We start from the raw sequence: 26153 nt of genomic DNA on the forward strand, positions 1-26153 counted from the left end.
GTCACCCCACGTAGCGACTTGGGAGCAGCCCGCGATGGCTCGACACCTCATCACCAGCGCCCTTCCGTACATCAACGGGATCAAGCACCTGGGCAACATGGTGGGGTCCATGCTCCCGGCGGACGTGTACTCCCGCTACCTCCGCCAGCGCGGCCACGACGTCCTCTACATCTGCGCGACGGACGAGCACGGCACCCCGGCCGAGCTGGCCGCGAAGGAGCGGGGCATCCCGGTCGACACCTTCTGCGCGCAGGCGCACGACGCGCAGAAGACGGTCTACGACGGCTTCGAGCTCGCCTTCGACTACTTCGGCCGCAGCTCCAGCGAGCAGAACCGCGAGATCACCCAGCACTTCGCCCGCCGCCTGAACGAGAACGGCTTCATCGAGGAGCGCGCGATCCGTCAGGTGTACTCGCCGACGGACGGCCGCTTCCTCCCGGACCGCTACGTCGAGGGCACCTGTCCGCACTGCGGCTACGACAAGGCGCGCGGCGACCAGTGCGAGAACTGCACGCGCGTCCTGGACCCGACCGACCTGATCAACCCCCGTTCGGCGATCTCCGGCTCGACGGACCTGGAGGTCCGCGAGACGACGCACCTCTTCCTGCTCCAGTCGAAGCTGCAGCACGAGGTCGAGGCCTGGGTCTCCCGTCACGAGGCGGAGTGGCCGCAGCTGGCCTCCTCCATCGCCCGCAAGTGGCTGACCGAGGGCCTGCACGACCGCGCGATCACCCGTGACCTCGACTGGGGTGTCCCGGTGCCTGCCGACACCTGGCCGGAACTGGCCGCCGAGGGCAAGGTCTTCTACGTCTGGTTCGACGCCCCGATCGAGTACATCGGCGCGACGAAGGAATGGGCGGACGCGGCGCCGGCGGGCGAGACCCGCGACTGGAAGTCGTGGTGGTATGAGGCCGACGACACGGTCCGCTACACGGAGTTCATGGCCAAGGACAACGTCCCGTTCCATACGGTGATGTTCCCGGCCACGGAGCTCGGTGTCCGCGAGCCGTGGAAGAAGGTCGACTACGTCAAGGCCTTCAACTGGCTGACGTACTACGGCGGGAAGTTCTCCACGTCGCAGAAGCGTGGTGTCTTCACCGACCACGCGCTCGACATCCTGCCCGCGGACTACTGGCGCTACTTCCTCATCGCCAACGCGCCGGAGTCGGACGACTCGTCCTTCACCTGGGAGCACTTCACCACCACGGTCAACAAGGACCTCGCCGACACCCTCGGCAACTTCGTCAACCGCGTCCTGTCCTTCTCCCGGAAGCGGTTCGGCGACGAGGTCCCGGCCGGCGCGGAGTCCGGCGAGACGGAGGCGAAGCTCGGCACCGAGATCGCCGGTCTGCTGGCCGAGTACGAGACCCAGATGGAGGCCCTGCAGTTCCGCAAGGCCGCGGCGGCGCTGCGCGCCCTGTGGTCGGCGGGCAACTCCTACCTGGAGGAGAAGGCTCCCTGGCTGGAGATCAAGACCGACCCCGAGGGCGCGGCCCTGACCCTGCGCACGGCGATGAACCTCATCCACCTCTACTCGGTGGTCTCGGAGCCCTTCATCCCCGCTTCCGCCAAGGCGATGCGCTCCGCGTTCGCGCTGGCGGACGACACGGCGGCGTGGGTGTCCGCGGACGAGGCGAAGTCCCTGGACGCCGTTCCCGCGGGCACCGCGTTCACCGTGCCCCCGGTGCTCTTCGCCAAGATCACGGACGAGGACCTGAAGTCGTACAAGGAGCGCTTCGGCGGCGCTCCGGAGTAGTCCGTACAGCGGCGGCGGGGCCCGGCGTCACTCGGCACCGGGCCCCGCCGCCGTCTCCGGCGGCCGGAAACCGACCCCGATGGTGACATGCTCGTGCCCACCCGTATGGTTTCGCCATGGCAGTCCCTCCGGTCATCCCGATCGCCTACGAGCCGAAGTCCCGCACCGAGACCATAGGTCACTACGCGGACGGCCAGTTTCTGGCATCGGTCACCTACGCATTCCCCGAGGGCTACCGGCCCGACGACGGCTGGGAAGAGCACAAGCGCCTCTACACGGTGCTGCACACCTTCGACTCCCAGGGCCACTACCGCGACTCCGAGGTCTGGTGCGCGGGCACCTGGGCCGAACAGCAAATGGCCCCGCACGGCGAGAGTTCGGTCCTCTCCCGGGCCAGGGCCCACCTGGCGAAACTCCTGCGGAGCCTGCCCCGGCGCTCCTACACGGACATCGCGGTCCGCCCCTTCCGGCTCACCGTCGACGGCGTGCTCTTCGGCCTGGTGATCAAGGAGGACGAGGAGGAGACGTGGGCCGAGCTCTACCCCGACCGTCTCGGCTTCGGCGACCCGTGGGACGGCACGTACGACACCTGAGCCCCACCCCGGCCGTCGCTCCGTCGTGGGCGGGGCCGGTCCGGCCGGCCGCCGTGGATCTGCCTACCCTGGCTCGGTGATCACCACTTCGTCGGTCCTCGGACAGTTCGATCTCTGCGCGGACCGGGCGGCGTTCCCCGATCTCGACAACGGCTACTACCACCCGGTCGACGTCCGGATCCACGCGCTCGGGGACGGTACGCGCTGGGCCCTGGTCGCCGAACTGCTCGGCTACAACCCGCGCGGCGGCAACCTCATCGACGTCGTGCACCGCTTCGGCAACTGCCTCACCCGCGGTGAGCCCGGGTTCGGCGCTTTCCTGGAGCGCGTGGACAACATGGCGGAGATCGACCCCGAGGGAGCGGAGGTCTACGCCGGAGGAGTCCCGGTGGTCGTCCGCGGGACCGCGCTCCCGGTCGCCGCGGGCGCCGGCGTCCCGTTGCAGGACGTGTTCCGCCTGCTCGCCCCGGAGCACAAGCCGCTGCTGCTGGCCGACGAGACGGAACTCCGTGCCGACCTCCCGGCCGACCTGCCCGTCCTGCTGCGCCTCGACGAGTGGAACCAGCCGGAGGACCTCTGGGACACACCGCCCAGCGCCCACGAGACCTTCCAGATGATCGCCGAGGTGCTGCACTCCTCGGACCCGGCCCGGTACCGGCCGACCCTCCCGCCCAACAGCCATTGGTCCCACTGGCCCGAGGCCGGGACGCTCTGACACCCATCAGGTGAACACGGCGGAGCCTGCCGGGCGGTCGGCACGGCGGGCGTGCGCACACAGCTCCCCCGCGCACCGCACACGGGAGCGGCCCGGAACCGGTACCGGTTCCGGGCCGCTCCCGTTCGTGAACGGGTCCTACTTCGGCTGCGGCTTGCGCACCGAGAGGTGCAGCTCGCGCAGCCTGGTCTCGTCCAGCTCCGTCGGCGCGCCCATCATCAGGTCCTGCGCGTTGCCGTTCAGCGGGAACGCGATGGTCTCGCGGATGTTCGGCTCGTCCGCGAGGAGCATGACGATGCGGTCGACGCCCGGGGCGATGCCGCCGTGCGGCGGGGCGCCGAAGCGGAACGCGCGCAGCATGCCGGCGAACTGCTCCTCGACGGTCTCCCGGTCGTAGCCCGCGATCTCGAAGGCCTTGAGCATGATGTCGGGCTCGTGGTTCCGGATCGCGCCGGAGGAGAGCTCGACGCCGTTGCAGACGATGTCGTACTGCCAGCCCAGGATGTCCAGCGGGTCCTGGGTCTCCAGGGCCTCCAGGCCGCCCTGCGGCATCGAGAACGGGTTGTGCGAGAAGTCGATCTTCCCGGTCTCCTCGTCCTTCTCGTACATCGGGAAGTCGACGATCCAGCAGAACCGGAAGACGTTCTCCTCGAAGTTGCCGGAGCGCTTCGCGGCCTCGACCCGCACCGCGCCCATGATCTTCGACACCTCGTCGAACTCACCGGCACCGAAGAACACCGCGTGGCCCGGGGCCAGCGACAGACGCTTCGTCAGCTCCGCCACGTTCTCCTCGGTCAGGAACTTGGCGATCGGGCCGGTCAGCGCACCGTCCTCGCCCACCCGCACCCAGGCCAGGCCCTTCGCGCCCTGCTCGACCGCGTAGTCGCCGAGACCGTCGAAGAACTTCCGCGTCTGGCCGGAGACGTCCGGCACCGGCAGCGCACGCACGTGCTTGCCGGCGAAGGCCTTGAACTCGGAGCCCTCGAAGACGTCGGTGATGTCGACCAGTTCCAGCTGGGCCCGCAGGTCCGGCTTGTCGGAGCCGTACTTCAGCATCGACTCGCGGAACGGGATACGCGGGAACGGCGAGGTGACGTGACGGCCACCGCCGAACTCCTCGAAGAGCTCGGTCATGAGCTTCTCGATCGGCTGGAAGACGTCCTCCTGCTCGACGAAGGACATCTCCACGTCGAGCTGGTAGAACTCGCCCGGCGAGCGGTCCGCCCGCGCGTCCTCGTCACGGAAGCAGGGCGCGATCTGGAAGTAGCGGTCGAAGCCGGAGATCATCAGCAGCTGCTTGAACTGCTGCGGCGCCTGCGGCAGCGCGTAGAAGCGGCCCGGGTTGAGGCGCGACGGTACGACGAAGTCCCGGGCGCCCTCCGGGGAGGTGGCGCTGAGGATGGGCGTCGCCATCTCGTTGAAGCCCAGCGCCGTCATCTTGTGGCGGATCGCGGAGATCACGGCCGTACGCAGCAGGATGTTGCGGTGCATGCGCTCCCGGCGCAGGTCGAGGAAGCGGTACTCCAGGCGCCGCTCCTCGTTGACGCCGTCCTCGGCGTTGATGGTGAACGGGAGCGGAGCGGCCGCGCCGAGCAGCTCGACCTCGCTCACCTCGACCTCGACCTCACCGGTGGGCAGGTCGGGGTTGACGTTCTCCGCGCCGCGGGAGACGACCCTGCCGTCGACGCGGACCGTCGACTCCTTGGAGACCTTGTCGAGGGCCTCGTAGGCGGGGGTGCCGGGGCGGGCGACGAGCTGCGTGATGCCGTAGTGATCACGCAGATCGATGAAGAGGATGCCGCCCAGGTCTCGGCGATTGTGCAGCCAGCCGCTCAGCCGGACGTCGCTGTCGACGTCAGAGGCGCGGAGCTCGCCGCAGGTGTGGGACCTGTACCGATGCATCGTCGTTCATCCAGTCTTCGCGGATCGGGGTCTGTTTCACGTGAAACCTCCGGGCGCGGGCCCGGACCCCCCAAGGGTACCGGCCACCCAAAGATCACCACCCCGAATACTCTCGGTGGCACCCACCGATCACCTCTTCATACAGTGGTTCAATGCGCACTGGTGAGCCCCTGCCCGCCGTGGGGGACGTCCTGGCCGCCCTCGCGACCGGCCTGTGGCGCTGGGACAACGATCAGAAGCTGGTCACCCTCGACGCGGAGGCCGCCCGCCTCCTCGGTCTGCCCGCGGAGGCGGTGACCCTCACCGAGGCCGCCGTCCGTGCCCGGTTCCACCCGGCCGACTGGAACGAGGTCGCCGGCGTCGTCCAGCTCGCCGCCGCCGAGGACACGCTCGCCGAGGTGCGGCTGCGGGTGATGGACGGCCACGGCAGGGTGCTGCGGACCGCGCGCAGCCGCTCCAAGCCGACGATCGACCCGGACACCGGGGAGTTCCAGCTGTTCGGCACGCTTCAGGAGGTCACCGAACCCTCCCCCGGCGCCGCCGCGCGCACCCCGGTCACCGGTGACTGGCGGCGCTCGCGCGAGGCGTTCCTGCTGGACGCGGGCCGGGCCCTGGCCGAGGCCCGCTCGACGGCGGAGGTGCTGCGGGTCGCGGCCGGCCTCTCGATGCCCGGCTTCTCCCCGGACGGACTGGCCGTCTTCGGCGCCGAGGGCGACCGGCTCACCGTCGTCGGACACCACGGACAGCAGCCCGGGGACGAGGGCCCCTTCACCCACATGTCGCTGGCCACGGACTATCCGGCGGCGGAGGTGGTCCGCACGGGCCGGGCCGTCTATCTCTCCTCCCCCGAGAGCTACAAGGAGCGCTATCCCGTCTCCTGGCCGCTGGCCCAGCACTTCGGCCGGGAGTCGTGGGCCTTCCTCCCGCTGACCGTCGCGGGCCGCACGATGGGCGCGTGGATGGCGGCCTTCATGTACCCCGTCAGCTTCACGCCCGACGAGCGCTCGGTGCTGACCACCGTCGCCCGGATGCTCGCGCAGGCCCTCTCCCGGGCGGGGGCCGCCGAGACGGAGCGGGAGCTCACGGACGGTCTGCAGCGCTCGATGATGCCCACGCTGGGCCCGCGGATGCCCGGCATGGGCCTCGCCGCGCGGTACGTGCCCACCGGTGGCGGTCTCCAGGTCGGCGGTGACTGGTACGACGTGATCCCGTTGCCGGCCGGCCGCTTCGCCCTCGTGATCGGCGACGTCCAGGGCCACGACGTGCGCGCCGCCGGGCTGATGGGCCAGCTCCGCATCGCCCTGCGGGCGTACGCCTCGGAGGGCCACCGCCCGGACGCGGTCCTCTCCCGGGCGTCACGGTTCCTGTACGGGGTCACGGACTCGGTGACGTACGGCTCCAGCGGGCAGAGCGGCGGCCGGGCGGCGGACGTCCGCTTCGCGACCTGCCTGTACGTCGAGGTGGACCCGGCGACCGGGCTGCTGGACTTCGCCCGCGCGGGCCATCCGGACCCCGCGATACGCATGGCGGACGGGACGGTGCTGATGCGCCCCACGGCCGGCGGCCTGCCGCTGGGCATCGATCCGGACGCCGACTACCCGACGACCCGGCTCGGCCTGGAGCCCGGTGAGACCATGCTGATCTGCACCGACGGTCTGATCGAGACCGGCGGCCACGACCTGGACACCGGCTGGCGGCGCATCCGGCGGATCCTGGAGTCCCACGACGGCGACCTGGAAGGACTCGCCGACGCACTGGTCCAGGGCGTGCACGGGCCCTCCTCGCACCACACCCCGGGGCCGCTGGCCGACCGGCGCGAGGACGACATCGCCCTGGTGCTGCTGTCCCGCCGGGGCGTGGACGCGCGGGACACGGTCACGGCGGCGGTCCCGCCCGCGACGCGCCGTACCGCGCTGACCGTGGCGCAGACCGCCCCCGAACGGATCGCGGACGCCCGGCAGCAGGTGCGCGAGCTGCTGCACGACTGGGCCTCGGAGGACCAGCGCGACTCGGCGGTCCTCCTCGTCTCCGAGATCCTGACCAACGTCCTCGTGCACACCGACCACGACGCGCTGCTGGTCGCCGAGGTGACCGGGGACCCGGGCGACCGCCGGATGCGGGTGGAGGTCACGGACGCGAGCGACGACCTGCCGCACCGGCGCCACCCCGGTGAACTGGCCTCCTCCGGACGGGGTCTCGTGCTCGTGGAGATCCTCGCGGAGGCCTGGGGCGTGGACCCGCGCGGCCAGGGCAAGAGCATCTGGTTCGCGTTCTACGAGTCGTCCACGACCAGACCCGACGCGTAGCGCTTGCGCAGCTCCGAGATCACCCCGAAGGCCGCCGCCGTCAGCGGTACGGAGAACAGCATCCCGAGGATCCCGGCGACGGACGCTCCCGCCGTGATCGCCAGCAGCACGACGGCCGGATGCATCTGCACGGTGCGGCTCTGGATCACCGGCTGCAGCACGTGCCCTTCCAGCACCTGCACGGCGAGGACGACCCCGAGCGCCCACAGCGCGATCACCAGCCCACGGTCGGCGAGCGCCACCAGCACCGCCACCGCGCCGGAGATGAACGCGCCCAGATAGGGGATGTACGCGCCGACGAAGACCAGCGCGCCGAGCCCGACCGCGCCCGGCACACGCAGGACGAGCAGCCCGACGGTGATGCACAGGGCGTCGATCAGCGCGATGATCGTGGTCCCGCGCATGAAGCCCTCGACCGCTCCGAAGGCGCGCCGGGCCATGGCTTCCAGGGTGTCGGCGGTGCCGTGCGGGGCGAGCGAACGCAGCAGGCCCGTGGCGCGGTGCGAGTCGCGCAGGAAGAAGAAGACGAGCAGCAGGGCCAGGACGGCGACGGCGATGCTCTCGCCGACCAGACCGACCCCGCTGAGGACGTTGGACGCGGCCGTCCCGCCGAACTTGGTCAGCAGCTCCCTGGAGTGCGAGGTGAGGTCGTCGAGGGAGGTGCCCGGCGCGCCGAAGTGCTCGGCGACGGACCGCGCGGCCTGTTTGAGGGAGGCCAGGATCTGGTCCCCGGTGTCGATGAGCGCGGCGACGACGATGTAGACCGCACCGCCCACCACCACGACGACCGCGACACAGGTGAGGCCCGCGGCCAGCGACCGCTGGACCCGCAGCGTCACCAGCCGCCGGTACAGCGGCCGCAGCAGCGCGGTGCCGAGCAGCGCGAGCAGCACGGGCACGACCGCCGTCCGCAGCTCCCCGCACAGCCGGATCCCGACCCACGCCACACCGGCGACGAGCAGGATCACGGCGCACCAGGCCGCCAGCCGCCGGACGCCCTCGGGGAGTAGCTGCACCTCTCCACCCGACCACGCGAAGGGCGGGCCGTCCTCTCAGGACGGCCCGCCCGGGTGACGCGGTGCCGGGACGCGCGTCCGCGCGGACGTACCGCGTCGGGCCGGCGCCGGTGGGACGCCCGTCGGTACGGCGTCCCGGGCCCTACGGCCTCACAGACCGCGCTCGGACATCCCGTGCACCGCCGGGATGGTGCCCAGACGGCCCTTCTGGAAGTCCTCGACGGCCTGCTGCAGCTCCTCGCGGGTGTTCATCACGAAGGGGCCGTAGTGGGCCATGGGCTCACGGATCGGCTGTCCGCCGAGGAGGACGACCTCCAGGTCGGGGGTGTTCCCGTCCTGCTTCTCGTCCGCCCGGACGGTCAGCGAACCGCCCGCGCCGAAGACCGCGGTCTGGCCGGTGCGGACCGGACGGCGCTCCGTGCCGACGCTGCCGCGTCCGGCGAGGACGTAGGCGAGACCGTTGAAGTCCTCGCGCCAGGGGAGGGTGATCTCTGCGCCCGGCGCCACGGTGGCGTGGACCATGGTGATCGGCGTGTGCGTGATGCCGGGACCCTCGTGGCCGTCGAGCTCACCGGCGATGACCCGCAGCAGCGCGCCGCCGTCGGGGGTGCTCAGCAGCTGCACCGAGCGCCCGCGGATGTCCTGGTAGCGCGGGGCCATCATCTTGTCCTTGGCCGGGAGGTTCACCCACAGCTGGAGGCCGTGGAAGAGCCCGCCGGACATGACGAGCGACTCCGGCGGGGCCTCGATGTGCAGCAGGCCGGCGCCCGCGGTCATCCACTGGGTGTCCCCGTTGGTGATGGTGCCGCCGCCACCGTTGGAGTCCTGGTGGTCGAAGATCCCGTCGATGATGTAGGTCACGGTCTCGAAGCCGCGGTGCGGGTGCCAGGGGGTGCCCTTGGGCTCTCCCGGCGCGTACTCCACCTCACCCATCTGGTCCATCATGATGAACGGGTCGAGGTGGCGGTAGTTGATCCCGGCGAACGCGCGGCGGACCGGGAATCCCTCGCCCTCGAAGCCGCTGGGCGCGGTCGTCACGGTGAGCACGGGACGGGCCACGGCGTCGGCCGGCGCCACCACACGGGGAAGGGTGAGCGGGTTCTCGACGGTCACTGCAGGCATGTCGGTACCTCCTTGTGCTTCGAGTTTAGTTGATTGTTGAACTTTCTGCCACCCGTAACGGCGGACGCCCGGAGGGAATTCCCTCCGGGCGTCCGCGATGTTCGGCGAGCGGCGACTAGCCGTACATACGGCGCATCGCGAAGTCCACCATCTGCTCCACGGCCTTGGCATCGAAGACCATGCGGTGCTCACCCTCCATGTCGAGCACAAACCCGTAGCCGGTGGGCAGGAGGTCGATCACCTCGGCACCGGTGATCACGAAGTACTTGGACTCCTTGCCGGCGTACCGGCGCAGCTCCTTCAGCGAGCTGAACATGGGGATGACGGGCTGCTGGGTGTTGTGCAGCGCCAGGAAACCGGGGTTGTCACCGCGCGGGCAGTAGACCTTCGACGTGGCGAAGACCTGCTGGAAGTCCTCCGCGGCGAGCGATCCCGTCGTGAAGGCGCGGACCGCGTCCGGCAGCGACGGCGGGGACGGCTCGGGGTAGAGCGGCGGCTGCTGGCCGTAGCCGCCGGGCATCTGCTGCTGCGGCTGGGCGTACTGCTGCTGCTGAGCGCCCGCGTTCTGGTCGTAGCCGTACATGGGCCAAAGACTAGTGGGCGCGGCCCCCGGGGGAGTCACGGACGGCCCATCCACGTCCCCGGCCGCCGGATCCGCCCGCACGCACCGCCGTCCGGCCCCCGCTCCATACCGCCGTGCGCCGGAGTCCGGCCCGCGCCACCGCCGTCTCCGGCCCGGGTTCCACCGGCGCGCGGCCGAAGTCCCGTTAGAGCCTCATCACATAAGGGCCGTCAGGGGTTGATTCTTATTACCGACGGGTAGCATCATCGTAGCTACTTGCTGGTACGTGTAACGAGGCTGCGAGTACCTCCGCCTCCCCGAACCCTTACGGAGCCGTCGCCATGGGGCACTACAAGTCGAATCTCCGCGACATCGAGTTCAACCTCTTCGAGGTGCTCGGGCGCGACAAGCTGTACGGCACCGGACCGTTCGCGGAGATGGACACGGACACCGCCAAGAGCATCCTGGAGGAGCTCACGCGCCTCTCGGAGAACGAGCTGGCCGCGTCCTTCACCGACGCCGACCGCAACCCTCCCGTCTTCGACCCGGAGACCAACACCGCGCCGGTCCCGGCCTCCTTCAAGAAGTCGTACCAGGCGTTCATGGACTCCGAGTACTGGCGGCTGGGCCTGCCCGAGGAGATCGGCGGCTCCACCGCGCCCCGCTCCCTCATCTGGGCCTACGCGGAGCTGGTGCTCGGCGCCAACCCGGCCGTGTGGATGTACTCCTCGGGCCCGGCCTTCGCCGGCATCCTCTTCGAGGAGGGCACCGAGGTCCAGAAGCACATCGCGAAGATCGCCGTGGACAGGCAGTGGGGCTCCACCATGGTCCTCACCGAGCCCGACGCGGGCTCGGACGTCGGCGCCGGCCGCACGAAGGCCGTCCAGCAGGAGGACGGCTCCTGGCACATCGAGGGCGTCAAGCGCTTCATCACGTCCGGTGAGCACGACATGTCGGAGAACATCCTCCACTACGTGCTGGCCCGCCCCGAGGGCGCAGGACCGGGCACCAAGGGCCTCTCCCTCTTCCTCGTCCCGAAGTACGAGTTCGACTTCGAGACCGGCGAACTGGGCGAGCGCAACGGCGCCTACGCGACGAACGTCGAGCACAAGATGGGCCTGAAGGCCTCCAACACCTGCGAGATGACGTTCGGCGACCGTCACCCGGCCAAGGGCTGGCTGATCGGCGACAAGCACGACGGCATCCGCCAGATGTTCCGGATCATCGAGTTCGCCCGGATGATGGTCGGCACGAAGGCCATCTCGACCCTGTCCACGGGCTACCTGAACGCGCTGGAGTACGCCAAGGAGCGCGTCCAGGGTCCCGACCTGGCGAACTTCATGGACAAGACCGCGCCCAAGGTCACCATCACGCACCACCCGGACGTGCGCCGCTCGCTGATGACGCAGAAGGCGTACGCCGAGGGCATGCGCGCCCTGGTGCTGCACACCGCGGCCATCCAGGACGACATCCAGGTCAAGGAGGCCGCCGGCGAGGACACCGCCGCGCTGGAGGCCCTCAACGACCTGCTCCTGCCGATCGTGAAGGGCTACGGCTCCGAGAAGGGCTACGAGCAGCTCGCCCAGTCCCTGCAGACCTTCGGCGGCTCGGGCTTCCTGCAGGAGTACCCGATCGAGCAGTACATCCGCGACGCCAAGATCGACACCCTGTACGAGGGCACCACCGCGATCCAGGGCCAGGACTTCTTCTTCCGGAAGATCGTCCGCAACCAGGGCGCGGCCCTGAACTCGCTCGCCGAGGACATCAAGAAGTTCCTGGCCCTCGGCACGGGCGGCGAGGACCTCTCCGGCGCCCGCGAGCAGCTCGCCAAGGCGGCCGTCGAGCTGGAGGCCATCGTCGGCCTCATGCTCACCGACCTCGCGGCGACCGAGCAGGACGTCAAGAACATCTACAAGGTGGGCCTGAACACCACCCGCCTCCTGCTCGCCTCCGGTGACGTGGTCGTCGGCTACCTGCTGCTGCGCGGTGCCGCGGTCGCCGCCGAGAAGCTGGAGACGGCGTCAGCGAAGGACCGGCCCTTCTACCACGGCAAGATCGCCGCCGCGAAGTTCTTCGCCGCGAACGTCCTGCCCGGCGTCACCGGCGCGCGCAAGCTCGCCGAGGGCGTGGACCTGGACCTGATGGAGCTGGACGAAGCGGCGTTCTGAGTCCGGCCCCCAGGTGACCGCCCCGGCGGCCACCGGCACCCGCTCGACGGCCCGCTCCCGGAGTGTTTCCGGGGGCGGGCCGTTCGGGCACGAGGGAGCGGGCGGCACGCGCGGGCGGACGGTTCCCGGGCGCGCGGCACCCCGGCCGCACGGCGCCACCGGGCGGGGGAGACCCGTGGTGGCGGCGGCATCCCGTGGTGGCGGCATCCCCAGGCGGGCGGCATCCCGTGGCCGGGGCCGGAACAGACCGAGGAGCAGGTACCGGAACAGACGTCGGAGCGCGGACGTCGCAACCGGCGTCCGCGTCAGGACGCGCCCCGGACCGGGAGCCGGCCCACCCGGCCGGGATCCACGGGCGCGAAGGGGGCGCGTGAAAAGGCGCACCGGACGACGCGCGCCGGGGCGTGAACTTTCGGAGACACCCGGGACGTGTCGGAACACGGGTGGCACCGCCTCCCGCACCACCCTCCCCGGCCGGGCGGTACCGGGGAACATCCGGCTCCCGCCAGATGTCCGCCCTTCACATCCCCCTTACGAGAGCCCTCTCACCATCGCGGGGAGGGGCCCCCGAGCGTCGTTAAGGTGAACTCATGAGCTACCCAGCCCGCTTCGACCGCGGCCACACCGACGACCTCATGACCTTCCTGGCGGCGAGCCCCACGCCGTACCACGCCGTGGCGAACGCCGCCGAGCGGCTGGAGAAGGCCGGATTCCGTCAGGTCGCCGAAACCGACGCGTGGGACGGCACGAGCGGCGGCAGGTTCGTACTGCGCGGCGGTGCGATCGTCGCCTGGTACGTGCCCGAGGGCGCCGGGCCGCACACCCCGTACCGGATCGTGGGCGCCCACACCGACTCCCCCAACCTCCGCGTCAAGCCGCAGCCGGACAGCGGCGCGCACGGCTGGCGCCAGGTGGCCGTGGAGATCTACGGCGGACCGCTGCTGAACTCCTGGCTGGACCGCGACCTCGGGCTGGCCGGCCGGCTGACGCTGCGGGACGGCTCGACGCGCCTGATCGACATCGACCGGCCGCTGCTGCGCGTCCCCCAGCTCGCCGTCCACCTCGACCGCTCCGTCTCCACCGACGGGCTCAAGCTCGACAAGCAGCGCCACCTCCAGCCCGTCTGGGGCCTGGGCGACGCCCGCGAGGGCGACCTGATCGCGTTCCTGGAGGAGGAGGCGGGTCTGCAGTCCGGCGAGATCACCGGCTGGGACCTGATGACCCACTCCGTCGAACCGCCCGCCTATCTGGGCCGCGACAAGGAACTGCTGGCCGGCCCCCGCATGGACAACCTGCTGTCCGTGCACGCGGGCACGGCGGCACTGGTCACGGTCGCCACCGCGGCGGCCACCGGCACCGAACTCCCGTACATCCCCGTCCTCGCGGCCTTCGACCACGAGGAGAACGGCTCGCAGAGCGACACCGGCGCCGACGGCCCGCTGCTCGGCGGCGTGCTCGAACGCTCGGTGTACGCGCGCGGCGGCACGTACGAGGACCGGGCCCGCTCCTTCGCCGGCACCGTCTGCCTCTCCTCCGACACCGGCCACGCCGTGCACCCCAACTACGCCGAGCGGCACGACCCGACGCACCACCCCCGCGCGGGCGGCGGCCCCATCCTCAAGGTGAACGTCAACAACCGTTACGCCACCGACGGTTCGGGCCGCGCGATCTTCGCCGCCGCCTGCGAGAAGGCCGGCGTGCCCTTCCAGTCCTTCGTCTCCAACAACTCCATGCCCTGCGGCACGACCATCGGCCCGATCACCGCGGCCCGTCACGGCATCAAGACCATCGACATCGGCGTCGCCATCCTGTCGATGCACAGCGCCCGTGAACTGTGCGCGACCGACGACCCGTTCCTGCTGGCAGGCGCCCTGGTGGCGTTCCTGGAGGGATAGGCCGCGCGGCCACGGAAAGCGCCTCCCGGAGCGGTGCCGCACGGTGCCACCGAGAGGCGAGTGAGCGCCTCCGCATGTCTCGCGAGGTCCCGGGTACCCGGAACAGGCCCGGAAAGACCGCGAGTTGCTACTCCAAGGAGGCGACACCCATGGGCCTGGGCGGCTGCATCATCCTGATCGGCGCGGGGGCCATCCTCACGTTCGCGACCGACTGGCACATGAAGGGCGTCAACCTCGACCTGGTCGGGGTCATCTTCATGGTCGTCGGAGTGATCGGGGTCCTGACGTTCAACAGCATCGCGAGGCGGCGGCGCGTGGTGGTGCCGCCGACCACCCCGGTGATCGAGGAGGAGCGGCACCACCGCGGCGGATACGGCGTGTGACCCGGGGTCAGTCGTCCATTCCCGCCAGCACCAGCGGCAGCCGCCGCGCACCCTCCTCGGTGAGGCGGACCGGCACACCCCAGTCCTGCTGGTGGACGTGACAGGCCGGGTACTCGTTCGACGGATCGTCGTCGCAGGACGCGGCCATCGCGGAGACGTGCAGGACACCCTCCGTGACGGCCGGGTTCAGCTCCAGGGCCCGGGAGAGATCCGTGCCCGCACCCTCTCCCTCGAGCAGCAGCTCGGGCGGGGTCGAGGAGACGAGCAGCCGGGTGGACGGACCGTAACGGGTGTCCAGCTTCTGACCCGCCGGGGCCTGGAAGATCACATCCAACCGGAGCCCGCCCGGGGCGACTTCGGTGGCCGCACGCTGGGTGCGGTGGGCCACCGACTCCACCCGCACGGCCTCCTCGGGCAGCCGCAGCCGGGTCAGCCGGTGCCGGGCGGACTCGACGACCACGATGTCGTCCCCGACCAGGACCGCGTCGCTCGGCTCCCGCAAGTCCGTTGCCAGCGTGGTCACTTCGCCGGTCGCCGGGTCGAAGCGGCGCAGCGCGTGGTTGTACGTGTCGCTGACCGCGACCGAGCCGTCGGGCAGCGCCGTGACACCCAACGGGTGCTGGAGCAGGGCCTGTCCGGCGGCACCGTCACGGTGGCCGAAGTCGAACAGGCCGGTGCCGACGGCGGTGTGCACACTGCCGTCGAGGGCGACCCAGCGCAGCGCGGAGGTCTCGGAGTCGGCCACCCAGAGCCGGTCCCCCGTCGCCGCCAGCCCGGACGGCTGGGCGAACCAGGCCTCGGCCGGCGGCCCGTCGACGAGCCCCTCGTTCGTCGTGCCCGCCGCCACCCCGACGGCGCCGTCCGCCGGGTCGTACGCCCACAACTGGTGCACGCCGGCCATGGCGATCCAGACCCTGCCGCCGAAGAAGGCCACGTCCCACGGTGAGGACAGGTCGACCTCGTGCGCCGGGCCGGACGTCGGCGAGCCCTGCCACCACTGCCGGCCGGTCCCCGCGAGGGTCGTGACCTCGCCGGTCGCGAGGTCGACCCGGCGCAGGGCGTGGTTCACGGTGTCGGCCACCACGACCGGAGCGTCCACGCCGTCACGGAGCAGCGCCAGCCCCTGCGGCTCGCTGAACCCGGCCACGCCGGCCGGTCCGTCCACGAAGCCGCGCACGCCCGACCCGATGCGCCGCACGACCGTCTCCCCGTCGGCCTCCAGCTCGACCAGCTGATGCCGGGTCGTGTCGCTGACCAGGAAGTTCCCGTTCGCAAGAGCGAGCGCCTTGCCGGGGAACCGGAGCGCGGTCGGCTCCGGCTCGGGCGCCACATAGGGGCCGTCCCCGCGCCGCAGCGTCCCCTTGGCCTCGTGCTCGGCCTCCAGCTCCTCCACCAGCCGGGCGATCGCGTGCGCGTGCCCCTCACCGGCGTGCTGCGCGACGACGTATCCCTCGGGGTCGATCACCACGAGCGTCGGCCAGGCCCGCACCGCGTACTGCTTCCAGGTGGCGAGCTCCGGGTCGTCCAGCACCGGGTGCTCGACGCCGTAGCGCTCGACGGCGTCGACGACCGCCTGATGCTCGGCCTCGTGCACGAACTTCGGCGAGTGCACCCCGATGATCACCAGCGTGTCCCGGTGCTTCTCCTCCAGCTCCCGCAGCTCGTCCAGGACGTGCAGGCAGTTGATGCAGCAGAAGGTCCAGAAGTCGAGGACGACCACACGTCCTCGCAGGTCGGCGAGGGTGAGCGCGTCACCTCCCGTGTTCAGCCAGCCGCCCTTGCCGATCAGCTCGGGGGCACGGACACGGACACGGCGGGGCGCGGGGGCGGGGACGGCGTCGTTCATGCTTCAAGCATGCCATCCGGGCCGGAACACGCAGCCGGCGCTCGGCCCGGGGCGCGACCCCGCGCTCAGCCCAGGGCGTGACCCGTGGTGGCGTCCACATGGGCCGGGATCTCGTCGTGCCGGTCGCCGACGGTGAGGGTGCCCGTGGGTTCGAACATCAGGATCGCGGCGCCGGCCGGAGCGCTCGGCTTGTGCTCGGTGCCGCGCGGGACGGTGAAGACGGAGCCCTTGGGAAGGACGACGGCCCGCTCGCCGGCCGGCTCCCGCAGGGCGATGGTCAGCTCACCCTCCAGGACGAGGAAGAACTCGTCGGTGTGGTCGTGCGTGTGCCAGAGGTGGTCGCCCTCCACCTTCGCCACGCGTACGTCGTAGTCGTTGACGGCGGTGACGATCCGGGGGCTCCAGAGGTCGGAGAAGGAGGCGAGGGCGGCGGACAGGGAGACGGGTTCGTCGGTCATGCCGCCCATCCTCGGCCTGGTCCGGCGGGCCCACGAGTGCTAGAAATCGCACATGCCGCAAGGATCCTCGCACCCCGCCCCCGGGGCGGTTCCCGGGACGGCCGCGCACCGGGTCGTCCTGATCGTCGACGAGAACTCCAACCCCTTCGAGATGAGCTGCGCCGTCGAGGTCTTCGGGCTGCGCAGACCCGAGCTGGGACGGGAGCTGTACGACTTCCGGCTGTGCGCCGCCGGCGGGCGCGCCCGGATGCGGGACGGGTTCTTCACCCTCGCCGACGTCGCCGGGCTGGACGCGGCCGAGGACGCCGACACGCTGATCGTGCCGAACCGGCCGGACACCGACGCGCCGCGTTCCCCCGAGGTCCTGGACGCCATACGCCGGGCGCACGCGCGGGGCGCGCGGCTGATCGGATTCTGCTCCGGCGCGTTCACGCTCGCGGAGGCGGGGCTGCTGACGGGGCGGCGGGCGGCCTGTCACTGGATGTGGGCCTCGTCGTTCCGTCAGCGGTTCCCGGAGGTGCGCCTGGAGCCGGACGTGTTGTTCGTGGACGACGGGGACATCCTCACCGCGTCCGGCAGCGCGTCGGCGCTCGACCTCGGACTGCACGTCGTGCGGCGCGACCACGGCGCGGAGATCGCCAACGCCGTCAGCCGGCGGCTGGTCTTCGCCGCGCACCGCGACGGCGGGCAGCGACAGTTCGTGGAGCGTCCCGTGCCCGACGTGCCGGACGAGTCCCTCGCACCCCTGCTGACCTGGGCGCGGGAGCGGCTCGGGGAACCCCTCACGGTGGCCGGCCTCGCGGCCCACGCCGCACTCAGCCCGGCCACCCTGCACCGGCGCTTCCGCGCCCAGCTCGGGACCACCCCGCTGGCGTGGCTGACCGGGGAGCGGGTGGCGCTGGCCTGCCGTCTCATCGAGCGGGGCGAACACCGGATCGACGTCGTCGCCCGGCACAGCGGCCTCGGTACCGCCGCGAACCTCAGGGCCCGGCTGCGACGGGAGACGGGACTGAGCCCATCGGCCTACAGACGGCGTTTCGGACCGGCCACGGGGGAAGCCGTGACGGTATGAGATTCCTCGTGCGCGACCGGCTCCTCGGCTTCGGTGACGACTACTGGATCGAGGACGAGCACGGCGACAAGGTGTTCCTCGTCGACGGCAAGGCGATGCGGCTGCGGGACACCTTCGAGCTGAAGGACGCGCGGGGGCGCGTCCTCATCGACATCCACCAGAAGATGTTCGCCCTGCGGGACACCATGGTCATCGGGCGGGACGGCGAGACGCTGGCCACCATCCGGCGCAAGCGTCTCTCCCTGCTGCGCAACCACTACCGGGTCGCCCTGGTGGACGGTACGGAACTCGACGTCAGCGGCAAGATCCTGGACCGGGAGTTCGGGATCGACTACGACGGGGAGCTGCTCGCGCAGATCTCGCGCCGGTGGCTGCGGGTGCGGGAGACGTACGGCGTCGACATCGTCCGGGACGACGCGGACACCGCACTGCTGATCGCGGTGGCGGTCTGTGTGATCCACCTGGCGGAGAAGGAGCACGGCGAGGACTGATCCGGCCCGGGGCCACGTCCGGGGAGCGCCCGGTCGTACGGGGAGGGCGTCGGTCACGTGCGCCCGGCGCGCGCACACCCGCCCCGCGCGCCGTCGTCGTACGCCGACGCGCGCCCTCAGCCGCGGGGGAAGGCGAGGCCCAGGACGCGGTCCTTGAGCACGGGGAACTGCTCCCGCGTCGCCGCCACCCGCCCCGGGTCGAACTCGACCGTGAGGACCTCCTCGTCCGGGCCCGCCTCCGCGAGGACCTCTCCCCAGGGGTCGACCACGATCGAGTGACCGGCCTGGGGAACGTCGGCGTGGGTGCCGGCCGTTCCACAGGCGAGGACGAACGCCTGGTTCTCGACCGCCCGCGCCCGGGCGAGCAGGGTCCAGTGGCCGCGGCGGCGTTCCGGCCAGCCCGCCGGGACGACGAGGGTCTCGGCACCCGCGTCGACGAGCCCGCGGAAGAGCTCCGGGAAGCGGAGGTCGTAACAGGTGGCGACGCCGACGGTGGTCTCCGGGAGGCGGACCGTCACCAGCTCGTCCCCCGCGCCCATGAGCACGGCCTCGCCCTTGTCGAAGCCGAAGCGGTGGATCTTGCGGTAGGTGGCGGCGAGGCCGCCGGAGGGGGAGAAGACGAGGGAGGTGTTGAAGAGCGTTCCGTCCGGGGCGCGTTCCGGGACCGATCCCGCGTGCAGCCACACGCCGGCGTCGCTCGCCGCCTTGGCCATGACCTCGGCGGTCTCCCCTTCGAGGGTCTCCGCCTCCGTGGCGAAGGACTCGTAGGCGAACGCTCCCGTGGTCCACAGCTCGGGCAGCACCACCAGATCCACTCCGGCTTGTTCTCGTACCAGAGCCGCCACACGCCGCCGACGCGAATCGACCGATTCAGCAGCTTTTACGTCGATCTGGAGCAGAGAGGCGCGCACACTACCACCGTCCTGGCATTCGAGCCGTCCATACGGGCCTACGATCGTCACACGAAAGCACTGCCGGGGTGCCTCACAGCAGCGTAACTTAGCGTTCCAAGACACCCACTGCCCGCGTACCGACCGCCCGAGGGGTCCCGTTCCGTGAGTCTGCATCCGAGCCTTCAGTCCTACGCCGACGCCTGGGCCCACTCCGTCACCGCGATATCCGAGTTGGTGTCACCGCTGGTGGAGGGCGAGTGGAACCGGCGTACGCCCTGCCCGGGCTGGTCGGTTCGGGATCTGGTGTCGCATGTGATCGGGCTCGACTGCGAGATGCTGGGCGATCCGCGGCCGATCCACACGCTCCCCCGGGACCTGTTCCACGTCACGAACGAGCACCAGCGCTACATGGAGATGCAGGTCGATGTGCGCCGCCACCACACGGCGCCCGAGATGACCTCCGAGCTGGAGTACACAATCATCCGCCGCAACCGTCAGCTGCGGAACGAGACCCGGCAGCCGGACGCCAAGGTACGCGGCCCGCTCGGCACCGAGGTGACCCTCGAACACGCCATGCTGAACCGGGCGTTCGACGTCTGGGTGCATGAGCAGGACCTCCGGACCACCCTCGGCCGGCCGGGCAACCTCGACTCCCCGGGCGCGCAGATCGTGCGCGACCAGCTGCTCGCCGCGCTGCCGAAGGTGGTGGCCAAGGACGCGGGGGCGCCCGCGCAGTCGGCGGTCGTCTTCGACGTCCACGGACCCGTGGAGTTCCTGCGCACGGTGCGCGTCGACGCCGACGGCCGCGGCTCGATAGACGGTGCCCCCTCCCTCGGTCCGGCCGCCACGCTCACCCTCGACTGGGAGACCTTCTTCCGTCTGGCCTGCGGGCGGGTGACCCCCGAGGCCGTCTCCGACCGCATCAAGACCGAGGGCGACCCGGAGCTGACCACCGCGATCCTCCGCAATTTCACGGTCACGCAGTGACCCGCGGCGGAGCCCGGGGACTCCGGGCTCCGCGGCACCGGCCCGGGAAGCCGCTCGGCCGGTCGCTCCCGCCGCGCCCGGCCGGCGGTGACTACGCCGGTACGTGCACCGTCTCCACCCGGCTCGCGACCAGCCGCTCCCGCTCCCTGCGCGCCGCTTCCCCGCGCAGCCGGAAGATCTGGCTCAGTCCGGCCGCCTGGAGGACGAACACCGCGGAGAAGGCGATCCGGTAGTCGTCGCCGGTGGCGTCCAGCAGCACCCCGATCGCGAACAGCGTCGTCATCGAGGCGACGAAACCGCCCATGTTGGTGATCCCGGACGCGGTCCCCTGCCGCTCGGGCGGATTCGCGGGCCGCGCGAAGTCGAACCCGATCATGGACGCCGGTCCGCAGGCCCCCAGCACGGCGCACAGCACGACCAGCAGCCACATCGGCGCGTGCGGCGCGGGGTAGGCCACCGCGCTCGCCCACGCCAGCGCGGTCGCCGACACCGTCCCGAGCGCCAGCGGCAGCCGCGCCGCGTGGTGCCGGGCGACGATCTGCCCGTACACGAGACCGACGACCATGTTGGACAGGACGACGAGGGTGAGCAGTTCACCGGCCGTCGCCCGCGACAGCCCCTGCGCCTCGACCAGGAACGGCATGCCCCACAGCAGGAGGAACACCATCGCCGGGAACTGTGTCGTGAAGTGCACCCACATGCCCAGCCGGGTGCCGGGCTCACGCCAGGACGCCAGGATCTGGCGGCGCACATAGGCGGCGCCCTGGTGCGGGAACGGCTCCGGCTCGTGGCCCTCGGGGTGGTCCTTGAGGAAGAGGAGCAGCAGGACGAGGACGACCACGCCCGCGGCCGCGCTGCCCGCGAACGCCGCCGTCCAGCCGACCCCGTGCAGCAGCCGGGCGATCACGAGGGTGGACACGAGGTTGCCGGCCATGCCGACGAGCCCCGCGAGCTGTGCGACCAACGGCCCGCGCCGGGCCGGGAACCAGCGGGTGCCCAGCCGCAGCACGCTGATGAACGTCATCGCGTCCCCACAGCCCAGCAGCGCCCGCGAGGCCAGCGCCATCCCGTACGAGGACGAGAACGCGAATCCCAGCTGTCCCGCCGTGAACAGGACGACGCCGAAGGTCAGCACCCGCTTGGTGCCGAGCCGGTCGACGAGCAGCCCGACCGGTATCTGCATGCCCGCGTAGACCAGGAGCTGGAGGATCGAGAAGGTGGAGAGGGCCGAGGCGTTGACATGGAACCGGTCCGCCGCGTCGAGTCCGGCGACCCCCAGCGAGGTGCGGAAGATGACCGCGACGAAGTAGACGGAGACACCGATGCCCCAGACGCCGACGGCCCGGCGGCCGCCGGGCGGATCACCCGGCAGCGACACGGCCGAGTGGGAGCTCATCGCACCTCTCCCCGCGCCAGGTTCGAGAACCAGCTGACGTGGCGGTGGACGATGCCGACGGCCGCCTCCGCGTCACCGGAGCGCAGGGCTTCGAGGATCTCCTCGTGCTCGGTGAGCGTCTTGGTGATCCGGTCGGGGTGCGCGTGCATCACGGCCACTCCCATCCTCAACTGACGGTCACGGAGCTGGTCGTAGAGACGGGAGAGGATCTCGTTGGCGCCGCTGCGGACGATCTCCGCGTGGAAGCACCGGTCGGTGACGGCGGCGCCCGCCAGATCGCCCGCGGCGGCCTGTTCCTTCTGCCGGGCGAGGAGTTCCTCCAGCCGCGCGATGAGATGCGGCGCGGCCGGCACGGCCTTGCGGACCGCGTGCTCCTCGACGAGCTGGCGGGTCTCGACCACGTCCGCGATCTCCTGCGCGGAAACGGGCAGGACGAGCGCGCCCTTCTTCGGATAGAGCCTGATGAGGCCCTCGGCCTCCAGCCGGAGCAGCGCCTCGCGCACCGGTGTGCGGGACACCCCGACGGCATCGGCGAGCTCGCCCTCGGTGAGCAGCGTCCCGCCTTCGTAACGGCGTTCCAGCACACCCTGCTTGACGTAGGCGTAGACCCGGTCGGCGGCGGGCGGCTGTTTCACCGCGGGAGCGGCGGGCGGGGCGGGCACGGAGGGGGCGGCAGGCATGCGCACATCATAGATACAACACGCACGCATCGCCGGTCCTCGTCCAGGATGCGGACCGGCGCGACCCGACGGCTTCTCACGCGTTCACCTTGGGGCTCCCTACGTAATCCACATCACATCATTCAGTTCCCTTTTCCGTGCATCCCTTTGGGTACCTGGGGAGTCCGTACGTGAGACGGCACTGCCATGTGCCGTTCTCCCAGGGGCATTTCGCGCATTCGGAGCGTTCATTTTGATTACCGGCATTAAGGGCACGCGTTTCCGCAGGGCCGCCGCTGTGACCGTCACGACCGGAGCCGTTCTGGCCGCCGGAGCCTTCGGCGCGGCGCCCGCGGGCGCCGTGACCACGCCCACGATCGCCGCCAAGGGCGGCTACGTGATGAACAACGGCACGGCCGCGACCCTCTACACCAAGGCCGCGGACACCAAGCGTTCCACCGGTTCCACCACCAAGATCATGACCGCCAAGGTCGTCCTCTCGCAGTCGAACCTGAACCTGGACGCCACGGTCACCATCCAGAAGGCGTACAGCGACTACATCGTCCGCAACAACGCCTCCCAGGCCCACCTGATCGTCGGCGACAAGGTCACCGTCCGTCAGCTCCTCTACGGTCTGATGCTGCCGTCCGGCTGCGACGCCGCGTACGCGCTCGCGGACAAGTACGGCTCGGGCTCGACCATGGCCGCCCGGGTGAAGTCGTTCATCGGCAAGATGAACACCACGGCCAGGTCCCTCGGTCTGACGAACACCAAGTTCGACTCGTTCGACGGCATCGGCAACGGCAACAACTACTCCACCCCGCGCGACCTGACGAAGCTCGCCAGCAGCGCGATGAAGAACAGCACGTTCAAGACGATCGTCAAGACGAAGTCGTACACGGCGAAGACCAAGACGAAGACCGGCGGCACCCGCACCATGGCCGCGTGGACCAACACCAACGGTCTGCTCAGCAGCTACAGCGGCACCATCGGCGTGAAGACCGGCTCCGGCCCCGAGGCCAAGTACTGCCTCGTCTTCGCCGCCACCCGCAACGGCAAGACGGTCATCGGCACGGTTCTCGCGTCGACCTCCATCCCGGCCCGCGAGTCGGACGCGAAGAAGCTCATGAGCTACGCCTTCGCCAAGTAGTCCCCCCGCGCGGGGACGACGACTCCCGGCGCGGGACGCATCACGCAGGACAGCACGAGGAAACAGGGGCCTGCCGCACACCAGCGGCGGGCCCCTGTCCGTCGTCCGTGGCGCCCGTCCGTCCGCGGTCGAGGCGGGCACGGGCTCCACCGGCCGCCATGCACACGGTCGCGGTCACACGCCGTGGAACCGACGATCTTTCCCTCGCAATCATGAACATCACGGTTGCAATTGGCATATTCGATTTCCTCCGTTCTACGTTCCGCGGCGGAGGTGGTTCACATGAACGAACCGAGCAAGCGACCCCGTTCGGGCGAGCGGTACGAGGCGATCGACATCAGCGACTTCGTCTACGCGGCGACCGGCGACCGGGTCCGGAGGCTGACCATGCCGGACGGAAACCACTGGTTCCCGTCCGTGGACGTCTGCAAGAAGTTGGGCTACACGACACCCCGGAAGGCGCTCCTCGACCACGTGCCGGAGCACCATCGAGACAATCTCGAGACAGTGACTGGAAGTCACGGTCTCAGCGTTCCCGCAGGTAGGACATGGCGCCGAGACTTGCAGCTGATCGACCTCCAGGGTCTGATCCTTCTCGTCAACGCCTGCACCAAACCCGCCTGCGCGCCCTTCAAGCAGTGGGCCGCGGAGGTCATCGAGACCGTCCAGCGAGAGGGTTCCTACAGTCTCGAGGAGGCCGAGGTGCAGCCCGCCGAACCGGGCGCGCCCATCGCCTACGCCATGCCCGAGCAGGTCGCCGACGCCATCGTCCGGCTGGAGGAGCGCAACCTGCAGGCCGACGAGCAGCACGCCGTCGCCCAGCAGGAGTCGCTCACGCTGCAGCGGACCATGGTCGAGATGCAGCGCGAGACACTCGCCGCGCAGCGCGCCATCGCCGAGGCCATGGGACGGATCGCGAGCCGGCTCGACGTCCTCGCCCTCGACCGTCCGGCACCCACCACCGACTTCCCCGCGAACCCGGTCGCCGAGTCCGTCCTCGCCGACTGGCGGCAGCGGCTGAGCGTGACCTCCGACGTGTGGGCGGTGGCGGTCGTGATCGTGCCCGTCCTGGTCGAGGAGGGCGAACTGCGTCAGCCGCTGGACGCCATCGCGGCCCGAACCGGACTCTCCGTGCAGCGGGTCAACGACTGTCTGCGGATGCTGCGCAAGCACGCCTGCATCCGCTCCCGGGGCGGCAGCGGGAACGGAGCGCCCGTCTACGTGCTCAACCGCTCCTGACCTGCGCAAAGGAAGAGGGGACGGTCGCAAGAAGAATGTGCGGCCGACCCCTCTCCACTGAAGCTACCCGATCGACACGGGCTTCGTGTCCGGTTTCCCTTCCGGGTCACCCCCAGGTGATGAGCCGCTTCGGCTGTTCCAGGATCGCCGCCACGTCGGCGAGGACCTTGGAGCCCAGCTCGCCGTCGACCAGGCGGTGGTCGAAGGAGAGCGCGAGCGTCGTCACCTGACGCGGCTTCACCTTGCCCTTGTGGACCCAGGGCTGGAGCTTGATCGCCCCGATCGCGAGGATCGCCGACTCGCCGGGGTTGAGGATCGGCGTGCCCGTGTCGACGCCGAAGACGCCGACGTTGGTGATCGTCACCGTGCCGCCCTGCATCGCGGCCGGCGAGGTCTTGCCCTCACGCGCCGTCGCGACCAGCTCGCCCAGCGACTCGGCGAGCTGGGGGAGCGTCTTGGCGTGCGCGTCCTTGATGTTCGGGACGAGCAAACCACGGGGGGTCGCGGCGGCGATGCCCAGGTTCACGTAGTGCTTGACGACGATCTCCTGTGCGGCCTCGTCCCAGGACGCGTTGACCTCGGGATTGCGCCTGATCGCCACCAGCAGGGCCTTGGCGATGAGCAGCAGGGGGTTCACCCGCAGGCCCGCGAGCTCCTTGTCCTGCTTGAGCTCCTCGACGAGCCTCATCGTGCGCGTCACGTCGACCGTCACGAACTCGGTGACGTGCGGAGCGGTGAACGCCGAGCCGACCATCGCGGCGGCGGTGGCCTTGCGGACACCCTTCACCGGGACGCGGGTCTCCCGCGCCGCGTCGTACCCGGCGACCGGGGCGGGCGCCTGGACGCGGGCGGCCGGCACGGTCTCCTCGACGGACGCCTGCGGGGCCGGCACCGGCGCGGGCGCGGCCGCCGCGTGGACGTCCTCGCGCGTGATGACGCCGTCCGGGCCCGACGGGGTGACCGTCGTCAGGTCGACCCCGAGATCCTTGGCGAGCTTGCGGACCGGGGGCTTCGCCAGCGGGCGCGGCCTGCCGTGTCCGTTGAGCTCGGCCTGGACCGTGGCGGCCGCGGGAAGGACCTCGGACTGCTGCGGGGGGACCTCGGTGCCCTTGCGGGGGCGGCGCTTGGTGGAGGACTCGGCCACCCCGTACCCGACGAGGACCGGGGTGCGGCCCTCCGGCTTGGACTCCCCGCCGGCCGGGGCCGCCGGAGACGGCGCGGCCACGGGGGCGGGTTCGACGGCCGGGGCCGCCACGGGCGCCGCTCCTCCGGACACGTCCACCGCGATGATCACCTGGCCCACGTCCACCGTCGTCCCCTCGGGGAAGCGGAGTTCGCGCACCACGCCGTCGTACGGGATGGGCAGCTCGACCGCGGCCTTGGCGGTCTCGACCTCGCACACGACCTGGCCGTCGGTGACGGAGTCACCGGGCTGGACGTACCACTTGAGGATCTCCGCCTCGGTGAGTCCCTCGCCCACGTCGGGCATCTTGAACTCGCGGAGCCCCGACGCGTTCTCAGTCATCGTCGTCACGACTCTCTCC

Annotated in this window: 22 protein-coding genes; 12 read left to right on the plus strand and 10 right to left on the minus strand. The window is 70.8% G+C overall.

The genetic code is table 11. The features are described 5' to 3' along the window. The first annotated feature begins 34 nt into the window (after positions 1-34). From metG to OG776_RS20885, 3 genes are all read left to right on the plus strand, one after another. The gene (gene metG / locus OG776_RS20875) at positions 35-1756 is read left to right on the plus strand and encodes a methionine--tRNA ligase (protein WP_329322145.1); all 1722 of its coding nucleotides are present in this window, start codon (positions 35-37) and stop codon (positions 1754-1756) included. Positions 1757-1872: 116 nt separating this feature from the next. Next, entirely contained in the window at positions 1873-2349 is a 477-nt protein-coding gene (locus tag OG776_RS20880; protein WP_329322147.1) for a hypothetical protein, read from the plus strand. 76 nt (positions 2350-2425) lie between these two features. After that, complete coding sequence (locus OG776_RS20885) at positions 2426-3064, plus strand: DUF7003 family protein (protein WP_329322149.1); 639 nt, start codon at positions 2426-2428, stop codon at positions 3062-3064. A gap of 138 nt (positions 3065-3202) precedes the next feature. Here OG776_RS20885 and aspS read toward each other — a convergent pair whose 3' ends face one another. Continuing rightward, positions 3203-4966 (minus strand): aspartate--tRNA ligase, encoded by a 1764-nt coding sequence (gene aspS, locus OG776_RS20890; protein ID WP_148009364.1) that lies wholly within the window; start codon positions 4964-4966, stop codon positions 3203-3205. Positions 4967-5118: 152 nt separating this feature from the next. Between aspS and OG776_RS20895 the strand changes: the two genes are divergently transcribed. Beyond that, positions 5119-7272: an ATP-binding SpoIIE family protein phosphatase gene (locus OG776_RS20895; RefSeq protein WP_148009363.1), complete on the plus strand. Its 2154-nt coding sequence runs from the start codon at positions 5119-5121 to the stop codon at positions 7270-7272. On the opposite strand, the gene OG776_RS20900 is transcribed toward OG776_RS20895, so the two are convergent. From OG776_RS20900 to OG776_RS20910, 3 genes are all read right to left on the minus strand, one after another. After that, on the minus strand, positions 7239-8288 hold the full coding sequence (locus OG776_RS20900; protein WP_148009362.1) for an AI-2E family transporter: 1050 nt from the start codon (positions 8286-8288) through the stop codon (positions 7239-7241). The two genes, OG776_RS20895 and OG776_RS20900, sit on opposite strands and share 34 nt — an antisense overlap. A gap of 150 nt (positions 8289-8438) precedes the next feature. Continuing rightward, entirely contained in the window at positions 8439-9410 is a 972-nt protein-coding gene (locus OG776_RS20905; RefSeq protein ID WP_148009361.1) for a pirin family protein, read from the minus strand. A gap of 115 nt (positions 9411-9525) precedes the next feature. Further along, positions 9526-9993 (minus strand): SseB family protein, encoded by a 468-nt coding sequence (locus OG776_RS20910; RefSeq protein WP_148009360.1) that lies wholly within the window; start codon positions 9991-9993, stop codon positions 9526-9528. A gap of 320 nt (positions 9994-10313) precedes the next feature. Between OG776_RS20910 and OG776_RS20915 the strand changes: the two genes are divergently transcribed. The 3 genes from OG776_RS20915 to OG776_RS20925 all read left to right on the plus strand — a co-directional run bounded on the left by OG776_RS20915 (position 10314) and on the right by OG776_RS20925 (position 14418). Then, positions 10314-12140, plus strand: coding sequence for an acyl-CoA dehydrogenase (locus OG776_RS20915; RefSeq protein ID WP_148009359.1), 1827 nt, complete (start codon positions 10314-10316; stop codon positions 12138-12140). 590 nt (positions 12141-12730) lie between these two features. Next, the gene (locus tag OG776_RS20920) at positions 12731-14035 is read left to right on the plus strand and encodes a M18 family aminopeptidase (protein ID WP_148009358.1); all 1305 of its coding nucleotides are present in this window, start codon (positions 12731-12733) and stop codon (positions 14033-14035) included. 149 nt (positions 14036-14184) lie between these two features. After that, the gene (locus tag OG776_RS20925) at positions 14185-14418 is read left to right on the plus strand and encodes a DUF6458 family protein (protein ID WP_148009510.1); all 234 of its coding nucleotides are present in this window, start codon (positions 14185-14187) and stop codon (positions 14416-14418) included. A 7-nt stretch (positions 14419-14425) separates the two neighbouring features. On the opposite strand, the gene OG776_RS20930 is transcribed toward OG776_RS20925, so the two are convergent. After that, a complete protein-coding gene (locus tag OG776_RS20930; RefSeq protein ID WP_329322155.1) occupies positions 14426-16264 on the minus strand; it encodes a thioredoxin-like domain-containing protein in 1839 nt (612 codons plus the stop codon). A 65-nt stretch (positions 16265-16329) separates the two neighbouring features. Continuing rightward, the gene (locus OG776_RS20935) at positions 16330-16722 is read right to left on the minus strand and encodes a cupin domain-containing protein (RefSeq protein ID WP_329322157.1); all 393 of its coding nucleotides are present in this window, start codon (positions 16720-16722) and stop codon (positions 16330-16332) included. A 52-nt stretch (positions 16723-16774) separates the two neighbouring features. Between OG776_RS20935 and OG776_RS20940 the strand changes: the two genes are divergently transcribed. Both OG776_RS20940 and OG776_RS20945 read left to right on the plus strand, forming a co-directional pair. After that, on the plus strand, positions 16775-17794 hold the full coding sequence (locus tag OG776_RS20940; RefSeq protein ID WP_148009355.1) for a GlxA family transcriptional regulator: 1020 nt from the start codon (positions 16775-16777) through the stop codon (positions 17792-17794). Continuing rightward, positions 17791-18285: an LURP-one-related/scramblase family protein gene (locus OG776_RS20945; RefSeq protein WP_148009354.1), complete on the plus strand. Its 495-nt coding sequence runs from the start codon at positions 17791-17793 to the stop codon at positions 18283-18285. The genes OG776_RS20940 and OG776_RS20945 overlap by 4 nt, the downstream gene beginning before the upstream one ends. A gap of 116 nt (positions 18286-18401) precedes the next feature. Here the strand turns inward: OG776_RS20945 and OG776_RS20950 are convergent, their stop codons facing one another. Then, positions 18402-19196: a carbon-nitrogen family hydrolase gene (locus OG776_RS20950; RefSeq protein ID WP_148009353.1), complete on the minus strand. Its 795-nt coding sequence runs from the start codon at positions 19194-19196 to the stop codon at positions 18402-18404. A 144-nt stretch (positions 19197-19340) separates the two neighbouring features. Here OG776_RS20950 and OG776_RS20955 point away from each other — a divergent pair, with 144 nt between their 5' ends. Beyond that, complete coding sequence (locus OG776_RS20955) at positions 19341-20165, plus strand: maleylpyruvate isomerase family mycothiol-dependent enzyme (protein ID WP_148009352.1); 825 nt, start codon at positions 19341-19343, stop codon at positions 20163-20165. Positions 20166-20256: 91 nt separating this feature from the next. Here the strand turns inward: OG776_RS20955 and OG776_RS20960 are convergent, their stop codons facing one another. Next, positions 20257-21561 carry an MFS transporter gene (locus OG776_RS20960; RefSeq protein ID WP_148009351.1) on the minus strand — a complete coding sequence of 435 codons (1305 nt, stop codon included), beginning with the start codon at positions 21559-21561 and terminating at the stop codon, positions 20257-20259. Next, complete coding sequence (locus tag OG776_RS20965; RefSeq protein WP_329322160.1) at positions 21558-22241, minus strand: GntR family transcriptional regulator; 684 nt, start codon at positions 22239-22241, stop codon at positions 21558-21560. The genes OG776_RS20960 and OG776_RS20965 overlap by 4 nt, the downstream gene beginning before the upstream one ends. Positions 22242-22473: 232 nt before the next feature. Here OG776_RS20965 and OG776_RS20970 point away from each other — a divergent pair, with 232 nt between their 5' ends. Continuing rightward, positions 22474-23370: a D-alanyl-D-alanine carboxypeptidase family protein gene (locus tag OG776_RS20970; RefSeq protein ID WP_148009349.1), complete on the plus strand. Its 897-nt coding sequence runs from the start codon at positions 22474-22476 to the stop codon at positions 23368-23370. A gap of 282 nt (positions 23371-23652) precedes the next feature. After that, complete coding sequence (locus tag OG776_RS20975) at positions 23653-24609, plus strand: BRO-N domain-containing protein (protein WP_329322162.1); 957 nt, start codon at positions 23653-23655, stop codon at positions 24607-24609. Positions 24610-24715: 106 nt separating this feature from the next. On the opposite strand, the gene OG776_RS20980 is transcribed toward OG776_RS20975, so the two are convergent. Then, on the minus strand, positions 24716-26143 hold the full coding sequence (locus tag OG776_RS20980) for a dihydrolipoamide acetyltransferase family protein (RefSeq protein WP_148009348.1): 1428 nt from the start codon (positions 26141-26143) through the stop codon (positions 24716-24718). Positions 26144-26153: the final 10 nt, after the last annotated feature.

This window comes from Streptomyces sp. NBC_01689 (genome assembly GCF_036250675.1).
In the GTDB taxonomy this organism is placed as follows: Bacteria; Actinomycetota; Actinomycetes; order Streptomycetales; family Streptomycetaceae; genus Streptomyces.